General features: G+C 33.7%; 14 protein-coding genes. 8 read left to right on the top strand and 6 right to left on the bottom strand.

Annotated features, from left to right (window positions below; all coding sequences use genetic code 11):
* The first annotated feature begins 7 nt into the window (after nt 1-7).
* From cysC to MY490_RS07660, 5 genes are read left to right on the top strand one after another with little or no spacing between them, the layout of a single operon-like run.
* Nucleotides 8-604: an adenylyl-sulfate kinase gene (cysC, locus tag MY490_RS07680; protein ID WP_248268687.1), complete on the top strand. Its 597-nt coding sequence runs from the start codon at nt 8-10 to the stop codon at nt 602-604.
* Nucleotides 605-615: 11 nt separating this feature from the next.
* Complete coding sequence (locus tag MY490_RS07675) at nt 616-2,238, top strand: nitrite/sulfite reductase (protein WP_248268686.1); 1,623 nt, start codon at nt 616-618, stop codon at nt 2,236-2,238.
* 16 nt (nt 2,239-2,254) lie between these two features.
* The gene (locus MY490_RS07670; protein ID WP_114346287.1) at nt 2,255-2,473 is read left to right on the top strand and encodes a DUF3906 family protein; all 219 of its coding nucleotides are present in this window, start codon (nt 2,255-2,257) and stop codon (nt 2,471-2,473) included.
* A gap of 16 nt (nt 2,474-2,489) precedes the next feature.
* Nucleotides 2,490-3,275: a uroporphyrinogen-III C-methyltransferase gene (cobA, locus tag MY490_RS07665; protein WP_248268685.1), complete on the top strand. Its 786-nt coding sequence runs from the start codon at nt 2,490-2,492 to the stop codon at nt 3,273-3,275.
* Nucleotides 3,276-3,308: 33 nt separating this feature from the next.
* Entirely contained in the window at nt 3,309-4,064 is a 756-nt protein-coding gene (locus MY490_RS07660) for a sirohydrochlorin chelatase (protein WP_248268684.1), read from the top strand.
* 43 nt (nt 4,065-4,107) lie between these two features.
* Here the strand turns inward: MY490_RS07660 and MY490_RS07655 are convergent, their stop codons facing one another.
* From MY490_RS07655 to MY490_RS07645, 3 genes are all read right to left on the bottom strand, one after another.
* Nucleotides 4,108-5,310 carry an aminotransferase gene (locus MY490_RS07655; RefSeq protein WP_098428821.1) on the bottom strand — a complete coding sequence of 401 codons (1,203 nt, stop codon included), beginning with the start codon at nt 5,308-5,310 and terminating at the stop codon, nt 4,108-4,110.
* The gene (locus MY490_RS07650) at nt 5,307-5,807 is read right to left on the bottom strand and encodes an Lrp/AsnC family transcriptional regulator (RefSeq protein ID WP_248268683.1); all 501 of its coding nucleotides are present in this window, start codon (nt 5,805-5,807) and stop codon (nt 5,307-5,309) included. Before MY490_RS07650 ends, MY490_RS07655 begins: the two co-directional genes overlap by 4 nt.
* Before the next feature lie 74 nt (nt 5,808-5,881).
* Nucleotides 5,882-7,243, bottom strand: a complete 1,362-nt coding sequence (locus tag MY490_RS07645) for an aspartate kinase (protein ID WP_248268682.1) — start codon at nt 7,241-7,243, stop codon at nt 5,882-5,884.
* Nucleotides 7,244-7,843: 600 nt separating this feature from the next.
* Between MY490_RS07645 and MY490_RS07640 the strand changes: the two genes are divergently transcribed.
* Nucleotides 7,844-9,400, top strand: coding sequence for a bifunctional metallophosphatase/5'-nucleotidase (locus tag MY490_RS07640; RefSeq protein WP_248269337.1), 1,557 nt, complete (start codon nt 7,844-7,846; stop codon nt 9,398-9,400).
* A gap of 107 nt (nt 9,401-9,507) precedes the next feature.
* Here MY490_RS07640 and gcvPB read toward each other — a convergent pair whose 3' ends face one another.
* The 3 genes from gcvPB to gcvT are packed head-to-tail and all read right to left on the bottom strand — an operon-like array spanning nt 9,508 to nt 13,452.
* Nucleotides 9,508-10,965: an aminomethyl-transferring glycine dehydrogenase subunit GcvPB gene (gcvPB, locus tag MY490_RS07635; protein WP_248268681.1), complete on the bottom strand. Its 1,458-nt coding sequence runs from the start codon at nt 10,963-10,965 to the stop codon at nt 9,508-9,510.
* Nucleotides 10,937-12,322, bottom strand: coding sequence for an aminomethyl-transferring glycine dehydrogenase subunit GcvPA (gene gcvPA, locus MY490_RS07630; protein ID WP_248268680.1), 1,386 nt, complete (start codon nt 12,320-12,322; stop codon nt 10,937-10,939). Before gcvPA ends, gcvPB begins: the two co-directional genes overlap by 29 nt.
* A 26-nt stretch (nt 12,323-12,348) precedes the next feature.
* A complete protein-coding gene (gene gcvT / locus MY490_RS07625) occupies nt 12,349-13,452 on the bottom strand; it encodes a glycine cleavage system aminomethyltransferase GcvT (protein WP_248268679.1) in 1,104 nt (367 codons plus the stop codon).
* A 357-nt stretch (nt 13,453-13,809) separates the two neighbouring features.
* On the opposite strand from gcvT, the gene MY490_RS07620 reads away from it, so the two are divergent.
* Both MY490_RS07620 and MY490_RS07615 read left to right on the top strand, forming a co-directional pair.
* On the top strand, nt 13,810-15,495 hold the full coding sequence (locus tag MY490_RS07620) for a DEAD/DEAH box helicase (protein ID WP_248268678.1): 1,686 nt from the start codon (nt 13,810-13,812) through the stop codon (nt 15,493-15,495).
* Nucleotides 15,482-16,288, top strand: a complete 807-nt coding sequence (locus MY490_RS07615) for a YqhG family protein (RefSeq protein WP_248268677.1) — start codon at nt 15,482-15,484, stop codon at nt 16,286-16,288. The genes MY490_RS07620 and MY490_RS07615 overlap by 14 nt, the downstream gene beginning before the upstream one ends.
* Nucleotides 16,289-16,405 lie beyond the last annotated feature (117 nt).

Genomic DNA, 16,405 nt, shown 5'->3' with positions numbered 1-16,405 from the left:
AAGTTGAATGTCTGAAAATATCGTTTGGCATCAAGCTAGTATTTCAAAAGAAGATCGCCGACAAAAAAACAATCACCACAGCTGTATTTTATGGTTTACTGGTTTATCCGCTTCAGGTAAATCGACGATTGCTAACGAGATTGCAAAAGCTTTATACCATCTTAATGTTCAACAATACGTATTAGATGGTGATAATATTCGTCATGGCTTAAACAAAGATCTAGGTTTCACTGATTTTGACAGAACTGAAAACATCAGACGAATTGGTGAAGTAGCAAAACTCTTTGTAGATAACGGGCAAATTGTCTTAACGGCTTTTATCTCCCCTTTTATTGCTGATCGAAATATCGTTCGGTCATTAGTCGAACAAGACGAGTTTATTGAAGTTTACGTAGAATGCTCCGTTGAAACTTGTGAGAGTAGAGATCCGAAAGGACTTTATAAAAAAGCAAAAAATGGTGAAATTCAAAACTTTACGGGCATCAGCTCTCCGTATGAGGCACCAATCAATCCAGAAATTATATTAAATACTGATAAACAATCTGTACAAGATTGTGTTGAAACAATACTTCAATTTTTAAAGAGTAAAAATTATATTGGGTAAGGTGATTTTCGATGGCATTTGAAAAAATTTGGAAAGACAATCTTAAGCTAAATGAAACTGAGAAAAAGAAACTCGTTAAGGATGGACTTAAAATCTATGATGACATCCCCTACTATGCAAAAAATGGGTTTGAATCAATTCCAAAAGATCAATGGGATTTATTCAAGTGGGCTGGATGCTATTTACAAAAACCAAAAGAAGCCGGATATTTTATGATGCGAGTTAATGTTCCGTCTGGCATACTAACACATGAACAGCTTATAACATTAGCAGAAATCGCTCGCGATTATGGTCGAGATGTGTATGATATTACAACCCGTCAAGCGATCCAATTTCATTGGTTAACAATTGATCAAATTCCAGATATTTTCACACGTTTAGAAAAAGTTGGTCTATCTAGTGCTGGGGCATGCGGTGATATTACACGTAATATCGTTGGAAATCCACTTGCAGGAATTGATCCTAATGAATTATTTGATACTACACCTATCGTAAAGGAAGTTTATGAATTCTTTCAGTTTAATGAAGAGTTCTCCAATCTACCTAGAAAATATAAAATGTCGATCAGTACAAATAAAAATAATGCGTCAAATGCAGAAATTAACTGCATTTCATTTATTCCGGCTATTAAAGAAATTGACGGCAAAGAAACTTGTGGTTTCCATTTAAAAGTTGGTGGTGGGCTATCTTCCGCTCCACATTTAGCTCAAGAACTTGATGTATTCTTGTTACCACATCAAGTGAAAGAAGTTGCGATCGCCGTTACTACAATCTTTAGAGATTATGGCTACCGTGAGAAACGCCATCACTCTCGTTTAAAGTTTTTAGTCGCTGATTGGGGCGTTGAAAAGTTTAAAGAAGTTTTAGAAGGATATACAGGTAAGCTATTACCAAAAGGAACTGGCTTTGAAGAGTCATGGAATGCAGGATATTTTTATGGAGTTCATCCACAAAAGCAAGAAGGATTAAATTATGTTGGATTAAGTATACCTGTTGGAAGATTGCATTCTAAGGATGTTTTTGAATTAGCTAGAATTGTTAAAAAATACGGTAATGGTGAAATACGTAATTGTAATTCACAAAATTTAATTTTACCAAATATTCCAGCTGAAAATATTGAGGAATTATTGAAAGAACCAATACTTGAAAAATTCACTCCAATACCTCCAAAATTTATTGGTTACTCTGTTGCTTGTACAGGAAATGAATACTGCAATTTAGCATTAGTTGAAACGAAGGCTCGTATGAAGGATACAGCATCTTATTTAGATGAAAAAATTACTTTAGATGTACCAGTTAGAATTCACATGGTTGGTTGCCCTAACTCTTGTGGTCAAAGAGCAATCGCTGATATAGGACTTCAAGGCATCAAGGCTCGTAATGAGAAAAAAGAATTAGTAGAGGCTTTTGAAATTTATGTAGGTGGTACATTAGCCAATGGTGGTAAATTAAATGAAAAATTAAAAGGGAAGGTTGAATCCCCTGCCCTCCACCTAGTATTAGAAAAATTCTTGCAGCACTTTAGCGAAAATAAACTACCTTCAGAAACCTTTTTAGATTATGTATCAAGAGTTGGAATTGAAGAATTACAAACCTATTTAACTTCCATTCTTGAAACTGTCAATGCATCTTAAAGAAAGTCGGTGACATATGTTTTTATATCGATTTGAAGCATCAATCGAAAGTCGTATCGTTCCTATTGTTATATTAGCAAATGATGATGAAAAAGCATTTAAACTAGTTGATACAGAACTTGAAAAGTTTTATGTTAAGAAACCGGACGTTAAAGAATTACTAATGTATGAAAAAAAGAAAGTTAGCCAAAGTGGTGGATTTGTTTTAGATTTAGAAGTTTTAAGTAAACGATGATGATGAGGTGTGTGGAATGATTGGAAAAGTTTATTTAGTTGGTGCTGGACCAGGGGACGTTGATCTAATTACAGTAAAAGGACTAAAGTGCATTCAAAATGCAGATGTCATTATTTATGACCGACTAGTTAATAAGGAACTATTAGAGTATGCAAAAGAATCCGTCGAGTTAATATACGCTGGTAAACTCCCAAACTACCATGCATTAAAACAAGAAACAATAAATGCTTTCTTAGTGAAGTATGCAAAAAAAGGAAAAAACGTAGTTCGATTAAAAGGTGGAGATCCTTTCATTTTTGGTCGTGGTGGTGAAGAAGCAACTTATCTTGTAGAACGTGGTGTCTCTTTTGAAATCGTTCCTGGCATTACATCAGGTATAGCAGCTCCAGCTTATGCTGGTATCCCTGTCACCCATCGTGATTATAGTAGTTCCTTTGCTTTTGTAACAGGTCATTGCAAAGAAGAGGATACGGTTAAATGGGCCTCTTTAGCAAAAGGCATTGACACACTAGCAATTTATATGGGGGTTAATAATTTACCATATATTCGGCATCAACTAATTTCAAATGGAAAACATCAAGACACACCCGTTGCCCTGATTCACTATGGTACGACTGAACAACAGCGAACTGTCATTAGTACACTAAAAAATGTAATAACTGACATTGAAAAAGAAAAAATAGCCAATCCTAGTATGATTATCGTAGGAGAAGTAGTAAATTTACACCATCAATTACAATGGTTTGAGACAAACTATAACGCGATCACTGAACATACAAACATTAATTACTCAAGTCTATAAATTCTCCCTTAAAATGGAACGAGGTGCTTTAGAATGGATGCAATCTTATATGTATGTCATGGCAGCCGTGTAAAATCGGCTGTCCATTCAGCCATACAATTTGTTAAAAAAGTACAAAAACAAATCGATTGCCCTATTCAAGAAATTAGTTTTATTGAACTCGCAGAACCATCAATTTCAGTAGGATTAGAGAATTGTTTGCGTAAAGGAGCTAAATCGGTAACAGTATTGCCGGTTTTACTCCTTTCTGCAAATCATGCAAAGGTGGATATACCTCTTGAAATCGCTAAATTTCAAAAGGTATATCCGCATATAAAAATAAAAATTGCCTCTCCAATCGGAATACACAAAAATATGATCAATTTAATCCAAAAGCGAATTAATGAAAAGGTTAAGTATTTAATAAAGCCAACTAAAATATTGCTAGTTGGACGAGGAAGTAGTGATCCATTAACGATAGATGATTTCAATTCAATCGTTAAACATCTTGAAACAAATTTAAAGCATCCTGTACTCCCCGCTTTTATGGCAGTTTCAAAGCCGTCGATAAACGAAGCATGGAATCAACTATTGACTGAAAAAAATCATCAAGTAATAATCGTTCCGTATTTATTTTTTTCAGGAACTCTTATGAATGAATTAAAAGATAGAATAAAATCGTTACCTCTAGAAATGCAAAATAACTGGATATTATGTGAAACCTTAGGGTACGATTGCTTAATTACATCAATTTTTACTGAAAGAATAATTGAAGCTCAAACAAATGAATTATACACTGTAATAAAATAAAAGCTCTTGTTTCCTTAAATAGAGAACAAGAGCTTTTTTTCGTTTATTTACTTTCAACTTTAATAAAATTTGTTGGTTGGTAAGTTGGAAGAGTCTGTAAGAATCGATTAATCCTTTTTGTAGCTTCGATTAATTGATTTAATGAAGTTGCGTAAGAACATCGAATATACCCTTCACCACAATCTCCAAAAACATTTCCCGGGACGACCGCTACTCTCTCTTTTAATAATAATTGTTCAGCGAACTCCTCTGATGTTAAGCCAGTATTCTGTATTGATGGGAATACATAAAAAGCTCCACCTGGGAGATGACATGATAATCCAATTTCTTGAAGAGATTGCACAAGGAAATTACGACGTTGCATATAACTACGTCGCATTGCTTCTACATCATGATCTCCATTTCGAAGTGCTTCAACTGCAGCATGCTGTGACATAGTTGGTGCACACATAATTGCATATTGATGAACTTTAAGCATATGAGAAATAATGTCCGAAGGTGCTGCAACAATTCCAAGTCGCCAGCCTGTCATTGCAAATGTCTTAGAGAATCCAGAAATTAAAATTGTATGGTCTCGCATACCATCGATATTTGCAAAGCTTGTATATTCACCATCATAAACAAGCTCAGCATAAATTTCATCTGAAATGACTATTAAATTATGTTTTTTAACAAATACGGCTAAATCTTCTAATAATTCTTTTTCTAGTAGAGTACCAGTTGGATTATTAGGATTACAAAGTAAAATCGCCTTTGTTTTCGGTGTAAGTTTCTTTTTCAACGCTTGAAGATTGATTTTAAATTCTTCTTCTCCTGTCGTTGATAAATGAACTGGAACACCGCCTGCTAGTGAAACTAGAGGAGCATACGAAACAAAGCATGGATCAATAACGATTACTTCGTCTCCTGGATTTAAAATTGTTCTTAAAGCAATATCAATCCCTTGACTTGCCCCTACAGTTATAATTAATTCATCTTCTGGACTATAATGCACATCAAACTTCTTAGCAAAATATCGGCTTACTTCTTGACGTAATTCTAGGAGTCCAGCATTTGAAGTATATGCCGTATGTCCTGTTTCTAATGAATAAATACTTGCTTCTCTCACGTTCCAAGGCGTGACAAAATCGGGTTCACCTACCCCAAGTGAAATGACATTATCCATACTAGCCGCTAAATCAAAAAACTTTCGAATCCCTGATGGTTGTAGTGTAGTTACTGTATTTGATAAGTTAAATTTACTCATGGCGTAATCACCATACGCTTATCACTTTGTTTTTGACCGTATACGATACTATCATGTTTATAACGTTTTAAAATAAAATGGGTAGTCGTTGATAAAATAGATTCTAAAGTCGATAGTTTTTGGGATACAAATGAAGCAATTGATGTCATTGTTTTTCCTTCAACTACAACTGATAAGTCATATGTTCCGGACATCAAATAAACTGATTTAACTTCTGGGTATAAATAGATTTTTTCAGCAATCTCATCAAACCCTACGCCACGTTTTGGAGCTACTTTTACATCAATCATTGCAGTTATACTTTCTTGAACTGGCACTTTCCCCCAATCAATAAGCGTAATATATTGAAGAATTATGCGATCGTTTTCAAATTTTGTTAATATATCTGCTACCTCTTTTTCAGTAGCTCCTATCATTTTTGCTATTACGTCATTACTTAAGCGTCCATTTTGTTCAATACACTGAAGTAATTGTATTTCTTTTTCTGTCATATTCATTTACTCCTTATGTATTCCATTTTCTGGAATTACTTTAGATGTTTATTCTATTCATCTATATTTTACTAATTTAGTTAGATGACATTTTTTGAGAAGAATTCTTCATAAATAACTTGTACTGCTTTTTTCTCATCGCATGTTTTAACGCCAAACATCATACTTACTTCTGAAGAACCTTGGTTTATCATTTCAATATTTATTCCCGCATTTGCTAATGCCTTACTCGCTCGTGCAGTAGTACCAACATTATGACGCATCCCCTCACCTACTAACATGATCAAGGCAAGGTCTCTTTCAACGACAACATGGTCTGCATCTAATTCATCTTGGATCCGTTTAATAATTTGAAACTCTAATTCAACTGGTAATTGATTTTGACGAATAATAATCGAAATATCGTCGATTCCACTTGGTTGATGCTCATATGAAATCTGATAATCCTCAAGTATTTGCAATAATTTACGCCCAAATCCTATTTCTCTGTTCATTAAATACTTGCTTATATAAATACTACAAAATCCATTATCACTCGCGATCCCAATTAATGGACCGTTTGATAACGTACGTTCCTTAACAATTCGTGAACCAGGAGCAGTTGGATTATTCGTATTTTTAATGTTAACTGGAATTCCAGCTTGAAAGGCAGGTATCAATGCTTCGTCATGAAATACGTTAAAGCCTGCATAAGATAACTCCCTCATTTCTCGATAAGTTAATTCTTTTATTTCCTTAGGATTATGAATAATCGCAGGATTTACAGAAAAAACTGCATCAACATCAGTAAAGTTTTCATATAAAGAAGCTTTAACTCCGTTGGCAACAACAGAACCAGTAATATCTGAGCCACTGCGAGAAAATGTAACGATATGTCCATCTTCTGAATAGCCAAAGAATCCTGGGAAAATAAGAATTCCAGATTTTTTTCTCAATTCGAATAAGTTCTCATAGCTTTTTGCTAAAACTTGGGCATGTCCTGGTTCATTTGTAACAAATAAACCTGCTTCTTTTGGATTAATATAACTTGCCTCAAGTTCTTTTAACTGAAAATATGACGCTACTAATCTAGCACAATTATCTTCCCCACATGCCATAACAGCATCCATATATCTTGCAGGATGATCCTTTTTACTACTTAAAGAAAGTTCGATACCTAGTAAAATTTCATTCATAATATTCTCAGATAAACCTAATCCATTTGCAATTTCAGAATACCTTTGAATAATTTGAATGAATTCTTTCGAATAATCCTTTCCCTGTAGAGCAAGTTGTGCGCAACTAATTAGTAAATCGGTAACTTTGATATCATCTGGAAATCTTTTACCTGGTGCAGATACAACGATAATTTTACGTTCAACATCTGATGTAACAATTTGAAATACTTTTTCAATTTGTTCCGAAGTGGCTAATGAAGATCCACCAAACTTTACGATTTTCATTTTTATTACCCCTAATTTAGTTAATTTTCAGTTAAAAATAATGTTACAATTATCCTCCTTATGTGAGAAAAAATCAACACCATTTAATAAGTTTTTTGGGAATCTTTAGTATGTTACAAAAAGAATTTAATGTTGTTGTGTGTATTTATTCAATTTTAGTGAAAAGAATGGCAATTAGAAATTGTAGATTCTTTTGGGAAGGGTTTAGTTTTATAAAATCCACTAATTAAACGTAGGTAATGGAGCAATCACGAGTATAGGTATAATCGTAGTTTTTAAATACTCTATTACTCTTTAGTCCCTTCTCCCCCTGTTCTTCTTTTATGCCTTGTATTACTGTTGGAGCATTTTATGTATTGTATAAAAATGCAATTAAAAAATAATTTTAAAAATCGTTAATATTTCTTAAGAGCGTATTAATAGCTAGTATTAAAGTTTAACTGAAAATTCACACTAGGGTAAAGAAGCTTTAACAATCCTTCCCTATGCTTAGGAAGTAACCTACTAGCAAATTAGGAGGGAAATCTATTGAATTGGAACGCATTGAAAAAAGCAGTTCTTGCTTTTGTTCTTACGACCACATTATCTGCAGGAGTATTTATGGTTTCTAGTAAACCGGCTGCTAGAAACATTCCTATTAACCCCAAGAAAGTTAAGAACCGTTTCATTCATGTACAATTACTTAGCATTAATGATTTTCATGGACAATTAGATACGACCCGAAAATTTAACGGCAGGAATGTTGGCGGAGTAGAATATCTATCCGCATATTTAAATCAGAAGAAAAAAGAAAATAAACATACTATTTTAGTGCATGCTGGTGACATGGTTGGTGGAAGTCCTCCAATCTCTTCTTTTCTTCAGGATGAACCTACAATTGAAGTATTAAACAAGATGGGTTTTGACTATGGGACTCTAGGAAACCATGAATTCGATCGTGGTGTGAATGAAATGTTGAGGTTGATCCGAGGAGGAAACAATCAAAATACTGGTTATTTTACTGGGGCAAATTTCCCGTATATATGCGCAAACGTAATCGACGATCATACAGGCAAGACCATTCTGCCCCCATACAGTATAAAAAATATTAATGGCGTACCGATTGGATTTATCGGCGTCGTAATAAAAGATACTCCAAAGATTGCACCACCACATAAAACAGATGGCGTTAAGTTTATTGATGAAGTAAAAGCAATCAATAATTCAGTAAAAACACTTAAAAAACATGGTGTAAAAACAATTGTGGTATTGGCACATAATGGTGGAAATCAGTCCAAAGCAAATGGAAATGCGACAGGTGAAATCGTTAGAATGGCAAAAAAAATGGATGATGAAGTTGACGTAATAATTTCTGGACATACACATACTTATCTTAACAAAGAAGTAGACGGAAAGCTGATTGTTCAATCCTACTCTTATGGTATATCTTTCTCTGACATTCTTTTAACAATTGATCCTCATACGAAAGATATTGTAGACAAAAAGGCAAGTATAAAGATGGTCTACCGAGATGGTATTAGACCAGATCTTGAAATAAAGAAAATGATACAAAATTATGAATCTAAAATTGAACCTATTGTAAATAAAATCGTTGGAAAAGCTGCAAACGATATTTTAAGTAAGAAGAATCACAATGGAGAATCTAGTTTAGGAAATATGATTGCAGATTCACAACGTCTTGCAATGAAGTCTGATTTCGCATTTATGAACTTTAGTGGAATACGTGCTGATCTCCCAAAAGGGGATATAACTTTGGATGAATTGTTCACAATCCAACCATTTAAAATTAAACTCGTTAAAATGACATTGTCTGGTGAACAAATCCGGGAACTTCTCAATCAGCAATGGCAGGAAAATGGTAGTGTTCGGATGCTACAAATATCAGGTTTAAAATACACATGGGATAATACGAAAGATTCTGGTCAAAAAGTGATTAATATCATGCGAACAGATGGTACGCCAATTAACCCACAAGCTAGTTATACTGTCACTACAAATAGCTATCTTGCAAATGGCGGTGACAATTTCTCGGTATTGCTATTAGGTAAAAAGAAAGTAGAAGGTCCAACAGATTTAGATGCATTTGAAGTTTATGTGAAGAAACAAAAGCAATCATTGGTCCAGGCATTTGATGGTCGGATTAATCGGATTAAATAGATTTTAAGAAGGTCTAAAAACACGCGTTTCATTTTAATAATATTCTATATTCCTATTTAGAAATACGACCATAAAAAAAGTTCCCTTCGATGAGGGAACTTTTTGATTTATGCTTTAATATAACGTAATACAGGTTTACGAGCTGCTAAAGTTTCGTCAAGACGACTTACAACAGTTGTATGTGGAGCCTCTTGTACGATTTCTGGGTTTTCTTCAGCTTCTTTAGCAATTGTAATCATTGTATCGATAAATGAATCTAATGTTTCTTTTGATTCAGTTTCAGTTGGTTCAATCATAATACATTCTTCCACGTTTAATGGGAAGTAAATTGTTGGTGGGTGGTAACCAAAATCTAATAGGCGTTTTGCGATATCTAAAGTACGAACACCTAATTTCTTTTGACGTTTTCCACTTAATACGAACTCATGCTTACAATGACGATCGAATGGTAGGTCAAAATATGGTTCTAAACGACGCATCATATAGTTAGCATTTAAAACTGCATCTTCTGTTACTTGTTTTAATCCTTCTGGACCCATTGAACGAATGTAAGTATATGCACGAACATTAATTCCAAAGTTTCCAAAGAAAGGTTTTACACGACCGATTGACTCTGGACGATCGAAATTTAAAACATATTCTTCTCCAACTTTTTCAACGATTGGTGCTGGTAAGTATGGAATTAAATCTGCTTTAACCCCTACAGGTCCTGAACCAGGGCCACCGCCACCGTGTGGACCAGTGAATGTTTTGTGAAGATTTAAATGTACTACATCAAATCCCATATCTCCAGGGCGTGCTTTACTTAATACAGCATTTAAGTTAGCTCCATCATAATATACTTTTCCGCCTGCAGCATGTATGATCTCAGCAATTTCATAAATATCTTCTTCAAATAGGCCTAATGTATTTGGATTCGTAAGCATTAATGCTGCAACGTTTTCATCAACTACACGACGTAAATCATCTAAGTCAACTAAGCCTTTTTCATTTGATTTAACTGTGATTGTTTCGAAACCTGCAACAGTTGCAGATGCTGGGTTAGTACCGTGAGCAGAGTCAGGTACGATTACTTTAGTACGGTTGAAGTCACCGCGGCTTTCGTGATATGCACGGATAATCATTAATCCAGTCCACTCACCATGTGCACCAGCAGCTGGTTGTAAAGTTACTTCATCCATTCCAGTAATTTCTTTTAATTCTTGTTGAAGCTCATGCATTAATTCTAATGCACCTTGAACAGAATACTCATCTTGTAGTGGATGAACATGTGCAAAACCGGCCATACGTGCAACAGCTTCGTTAATTTTTGGATTGTATTTCATTGTACAAGATCCAAGTGGATAGAATCCAGAATCTACACCATGATTTCTTTTTGAAAGCGCTGTATAATGACGCATTAAATCTAATTCAGATACTTCAGGTAAATTTGCTTTTTCTTTACGAACATAAGCCGCTGGAATTACTTCCTCAATATCGAACTCCTCAACGTCCATCGTTGGAAGACTATATGCGATACGACCTTCTTTACTCATCTCAAAAACTAACGGTTGATCCTTCAGCATGTTGCATCCCCTTTCCGTCTACTAATAATGCTAGTTCTTCTACAAAAGTATCAATATGTTGTTTAGAACGTAATTCTGTTACTGCGATTAACATATGATTTTCCATAGTAGGTTCAACTTTTGCTAAGTCATAACCACCGATAATTTTCTTTGTAAATAACTGTTTATTAATTTCAGAAACATTTTGTTTTACATCGATAACAAGTTCGTTAAATGCTGCGCCATCGAATACTACTGAAATTCCATTTTCAGTTAATTTCTTTTTCATATATTGAGTACGTTGAATATTTTGAGTTGCCATTTCAACTGCACCATTTTTACCAAGAGCTGTCATTGCAACAGAAGCTGCTAATGCATTTAATGCTTGGTTTGAACAAATATTCGAAGTCGCTTTGTCACGACGAATATGTTGCTCACGCGCTTGTAATGTTAATACGAAACCGCGACGGCCTTCACCATCAACAGTTTGACCAACTAGGCGACCTGGCATTTTACGCATTAATTTAGTTGTAGTTGCAAAGTATCCACAGTGAGGCCCACCAAATTGAGTTGGAATACCAAATGTTTGCGCGTCACCAGCAACGATATCTGCTCCAAATTCTCCTGGAGGAGTTAAAGCTGCTAATGCTAATGGATTACTTGAAACTACGAATAAGCTTTTACCTGTATGAGCAATTGGCTCAATTTGATCTAATTCTTCAATTTGTCCATAGAAGTTAGGGTATTGAACAACAACACAAGCAACATTATCATTCATTTCATTTTTAAGCTCTTCTAGATCAGTTTTTCCATCTTTAAGTCCAATTTCAACAACCTCTAAGTGTTGACCTTTAGCATAAGATAAAATAACTTCACGTGATTGTGGGTGAACAGCTTTTGAAACTAAAATGCGCTTTTTACCAGTATGACCAGCTGCTAAAGTAGTCGCTTCAGCAAGAGAAGTACCTCCGTCATACATTGAAGAGTTTGCTACATCCATTCCTGTTAATTCACAAATCATCGTTTGGAATTCAAAAATTGCTTGAAGTTCACCTTGTGAAATCTCAGGTTGATATGGCGTATAGGCAGTATAAAACTCTGAACGAGATATAACATGATCTACAACTGTTGGTAAGTAATGATCATAAACACCAGCACCTAAGAAAGAAACATACTCTCTTAAGTTAGCGTTTTTATTCGCTAATTCGCTTAACTCCTGAATTAAATCAGATTCAGATTTTGCTTTTTTAATGTTTAATAAGCCATTAAAACGAACTTTTTCAGGAATATCACTAAATAATTCATCAACTGATGAAACACCTACTACTTTTAACATCTCTTGACGATCTTGCTCTGTCGTTGGTAAATAACGATGCATTAAGGTAATCCCCTTTCTCCCCCTAGTTACTTCTTCTCTCTTTTGTAAAATGGTTTTGAAACTACTACTGCTTTTAATTTTTTATTTCGAATTTCAACTTCAAGTTCAGTACCTAAAGCAGAAAATTCAGATTTGATTAATGCAAGTCCAATATTTTTCTTTAATGTTGGAGATTGCGTACCACTTGTTACTTCACCAATTAATTCCCCGTTTACATATACAGGATAGTGAGTTCTTGGAATACCTTTGTCAATCATTTCAATTCCAACAAGTTTACGAGGTACACCTTGCTCTTTTTGATTTTTCAGAACTTCTTTACCGAAGAAATCTTCTTCTTTATTTAATTTCACAGCAAAACCGATTCCAGCTTCTAATGGAGTAATGTCTTTAGTTAATTCTTGACCATATAATGCTAGTGCTGCTTCGAAACGAAGTGTATCACGAGCACCTAAGCCACATGGTTTTAAACCATCTTCCTTACCTGCTTCTAAAAGTAAAGACCAAAGCTTAGACGCATCTTCTGCAGCTAAGTATAATTCATATCCATCTTCACCTGTGTAACCTGTGCGTGAAACTAAAACATTTAGATCACCAATTAATACATTATCTTTGAATGTAAAATACTTAATATCAGTAACGTTCTCATTCGTTAAACGTTGTAAAATTGCAACAGATTTTGGCCCTTGAAGAGCTAACTGTGCAACTTCATTACTTTTATTAACTACTTTTACATCACCTTCAACATGTGAAATTAACCATGCGAAATCTTTTTCAATATTAGACGCATTTACAACTAATAAATAGTGTTCATCGTTATACTTATAAACTAGTAAGTCGTCTACCGTTCCAGCATTTTCATAGCACATTGCTGTATATAATGCGCCTTCTTCATTTAATTTTGAAATATCATTTGTCATCATTTTTTGTAAATATTTAAGACTATCTTTACCAGTTACTTCAATTTCTCCCATGTGAGAAACATCAAATAAACCAGCTGCTGTACGAACAGCTTCGTGTTCTTCTTTAATGCTCGAAAATTGCACAGGCAGCTCCCAGCCACCAAAATCAATTGTTTTACCACCTAATACTTTGTAATCTTCAAACAATGGTGTGCGTAATAAAGTCGTCATGTAGCCATTTCCCCCTTATCTACATGCTAGCATGATGGAAAACTAAATTAATAGTTCGTCCAGCTAACCATTAAATAATTTACATATTTTGTATATTTTCGGAAAAACTAGTAGAAAACAAGAAAATATTATCAAACTATATTAGTTAACTGTTTTTTCTTAACAATAAGAGTTTTTTGTTTAATAAAAGTATAATAAATTTTTACTTTTTTCTACACTATTATCCTAACATTAAACGACAAGTTTCAGCAATATCAAAGTGAATTTTTTTAAAAATATAATAACGAACATTATAACCATTATTCCACTATATTGTTCATGATTATCCAATATAAAAATGAAATAGGTGAGGTTTACATGTCAATTGAGATTAAATTCCATACAGAATGGCAAGAAGAGTTCTTAGAGAAGCTTGAGAATGATGGACCATGGTCAAATTGGGAGAATTATAAGCTTGCCTATCATACTTCTACAAAATTAGCTATTCCATCTTTTACAGGTATGATTGCTCCTACTCATTTACCAAATTTAACTCCATTGCCTCATCAACTAGATGTAGCTACGACTGTAATTGAAAAAATGAATGGAAAAGCAATTTTAGCTGACGAAGTAGGATTAGGTAAAACAGTTGAGGCAGGTTTAATTTTAAAAGAATACATGATTCGTGGTTTGGTTAATAAGGTACTTATACTAGTTCCAGCATCACTTGTATCACAGTGGACCTTTGAATTAAACACAAAATTTCATATTCCAGCAATCGCACAACAAAAAAAGAATTATGTTTGGGATAGCTGTGATGTTGTTGTATCATCAATCGATACTGCAAAAAGAGATCCTCATCGAGAAAAAATATTAAATATCAATTATGATCTCGTCATTATCGATGAAGCTCATAAACTTAAAAATAATAAAACAAAAAACTATGAGTTTGTGCAACATCTTAAAAAGAAATATTGTTTACTGCTGACTGCTACACCCGTTCAAAATAACATAGAAGAAATTTTCCATTTAGTTTCTTTATTAAAACCTGGCCATTTAGGTAATAAATCTAGTTTTGAAGAATATTTTTCTGCTAAGAACCGCTCATTAGAGCATGAAGACTTATTACGAGAATTAATTGGAAAAGTAATGGTTCGAAATCGTAGACAAGATACAGGCATCGAGTGGACAAAGCGAAAGGTCGAAACAGTATTAATTAATTTTAATGAAGAAGAACAAAAGCTTTATGATTTAATCGATGAATGGCAGAAATCACAATATACTGGGGTAACCTCAGCATTCTCCTTTTTAACATTTAAACGAGAAGCATGTAGTAGTCGTGAAGCTGTTTATGTATCAATGAAAAAAATGCTTCAAAGATTTGAAAAAGAAAATATTGATATTAACGATCCTTACATTGAGAAAATTTTTCATCAAATAAATCAAATAACGTCTAATTCAAAAGCAAATAAAGTAGTTGAACTAATAAAAAAAATAAATGACAAAGTAATTATTTTTACTGAATATCGTGCAACACAGTTGTATTTACAATGGTTATTAAAGCAAAACGGTATTACATCTGTACCATTTCGGGGTGGTTTTAAACGTGGTAAGAAAGATTGGATGAAAGAATTATTTAAGAATCGTGTACAGGTGTTAATAGCAACCGAAGCTGGTGGTGAAGGTATTAACTTACAATTTTGTTCAAATATGATTAATTATGACCTTCCTTGGAATCCTATGAGGCTAGAACAAAGAATAGGACGTATACATCGACTTGGACAAACAGAAGATGTAAGTATTTTTAACTTTGCGACTGTTGGCTCAATTGAAGAACACATACTAAGACTACTTTATGAAAAAATCAATTTATTTGAGCGTGTGATTGGTGAACTGGATGATATTCTAACCCGAATTCCTTATAAAGATTTTGAGGCTCATATGAATGAAATATTTATTCACTCCAAAACTGAAGGAGAAATGAAAATTAAAATGGAAAATTTAACGTCCATCATTCAATTACAGCAACATAAACAAGCAGGTGATAGTTATGCAGCAACATGAAATCCATGATTATATCGAATACTTTTTCAGACATAATGATTGTGAAATTCTACAGAAAACACCAACATATTTAGAAATACAATTAACAATTGAGATGGATAAAAAATTAATGAATCGTCCTTTCTATTGGCATTATTTAGAAAAAACAGGCGGTATCCCAAATCCAATGAAGTTAACACTGATTACAGATAGTGATAATGCACCTGAAGATCTAAAAGGTGAACAAATTCATTTTGGGTCGCCCCGCCTTCACCAAATTTTCTCAATCGTTAATGAACTTGGACAGTCAATTAGACTTTATGAAGACACAAAAGCACCTATGGGCCAACAAATTGCATTACACCCTTGGTTAGCTGTTAATTACCAGGTTTCTTTTATTTGTGATCATAAAAAAGATTATTTATATTCTTTTGGAATTCATTTAATTTCCGGAAGAATTATTGAAGATTTTCATACAAAACTTGAAAAAATTCAATTCAACTCTAAAATACCTGATTTTTGCTATTCCATGTCACCTTTGATTAAACCAAAAAGTGGTTTAAATCGAATGGAACAATTACTTCGAAACAAAATTGAAAAAGAAGATACTATATGGGCTGAAGAAGCAAGGAATAGATGGCAACATGATTTAGATTTATTAAATCAATTTTATGAAGCCGATGAAGAAAAACCTGAAAATTATCATGTAGAATTCAATGCACTGAAAGAACTTTATGAACCAATTATTCATGTTGATGCAACTAATGGTGGACTTTTTTATTTATCACCAAACACAATGAATAAATTGAGTTAAAGGGTTTTAAGTGGAGATTAGTTATAGAGGGAAATCTAATTATGATTGTTCCTCTTTCCTTTTTTCTTCCTATTGCAAAAAAAATAAAGACTGACTTCTTTAATTGAAATCAGTCTT

The sequence above is a fragment of the Gottfriedia acidiceleris genome (assembly GCF_023115465.1).
GTDB classification, from domain to species: Bacteria; Bacillota; Bacilli; order Bacillales; family Bacillaceae_G; genus Gottfriedia; species Gottfriedia acidiceleris_B.
The sequence above is the reverse complement of the archived record's forward strand: the minus strand, read 5'-3'. Positions and strand labels throughout refer to the sequence as shown.

Excerpts from the sequence above, each read along its gene's own strand:
- MY490_RS07660 (WP_248268684.1), top strand. The coding sequence starts at position 3,309 with ATGGATGCAATCTTATATGTATGTCATGGCAGCCGTGTAAAATCGGCT.
- MY490_RS07655 (WP_098428821.1), bottom strand. The coding sequence starts at position 5,310 with ATGAGTAAATTTAACTTATCAAATACAGTAACTACACTACAACCATCA.
- MY490_RS07650 (WP_248268683.1), bottom strand. The coding sequence starts at position 5,807 with ATGAATATGACAGAAAAAGAAATACAATTACTTCAGTGTATTGAACAA.
- MY490_RS07645 (WP_248268682.1), bottom strand. The coding sequence starts at position 7,243 with ATGAAAATCGTAAAGTTTGGTGGATCTTCATTAGCCACTTCGGAACAA.
- cobA (WP_248268685.1), top strand. The coding sequence starts at position 2,490 with ATGATTGGAAAAGTTTATTTAGTTGGTGCTGGACCAGGGGACGTTGAT.
- cysC (WP_248268687.1), top strand. The coding sequence starts at position 8 with ATGTCTGAAAATATCGTTTGGCATCAAGCTAGTATTTCAAAAGAAGAT.
- gcvPB (WP_248268681.1), bottom strand. The coding sequence starts at position 10,965 with ATGCTGAAGGATCAACCGTTAGTTTTTGAGATGAGTAAAGAAGGTCGT.
- MY490_RS07615 (WP_248268677.1), top strand. The coding sequence starts at position 15,482 with ATGCAGCAACATGAAATCCATGATTATATCGAATACTTTTTCAGACAT.
- MY490_RS07670 (WP_114346287.1), top strand. The coding sequence starts at position 2,255 with ATGTTTTTATATCGATTTGAAGCATCAATCGAAAGTCGTATCGTTCCT.
- gcvPA (WP_248268680.1), bottom strand. The coding sequence starts at position 12,322 with ATGCATCGTTATTTACCAACGACAGAGCAAGATCGTCAAGAGATGTTA.
- MY490_RS07640 (WP_248269337.1), top strand. The coding sequence starts at position 7,844 with ATGGTTTCTAGTAAACCGGCTGCTAGAAACATTCCTATTAACCCCAAG.
- MY490_RS07620 (WP_248268678.1), top strand. The coding sequence starts at position 13,810 with ATGTCAATTGAGATTAAATTCCATACAGAATGGCAAGAAGAGTTCTTA.
- MY490_RS07675 (WP_248268686.1), top strand. The coding sequence starts at position 616 with ATGGCATTTGAAAAAATTTGGAAAGACAATCTTAAGCTAAATGAAACT.
- gcvT (WP_248268679.1), bottom strand. The coding sequence starts at position 13,452 with ATGACGACTTTATTACGCACACCATTGTTTGAAGATTACAAAGTATTA.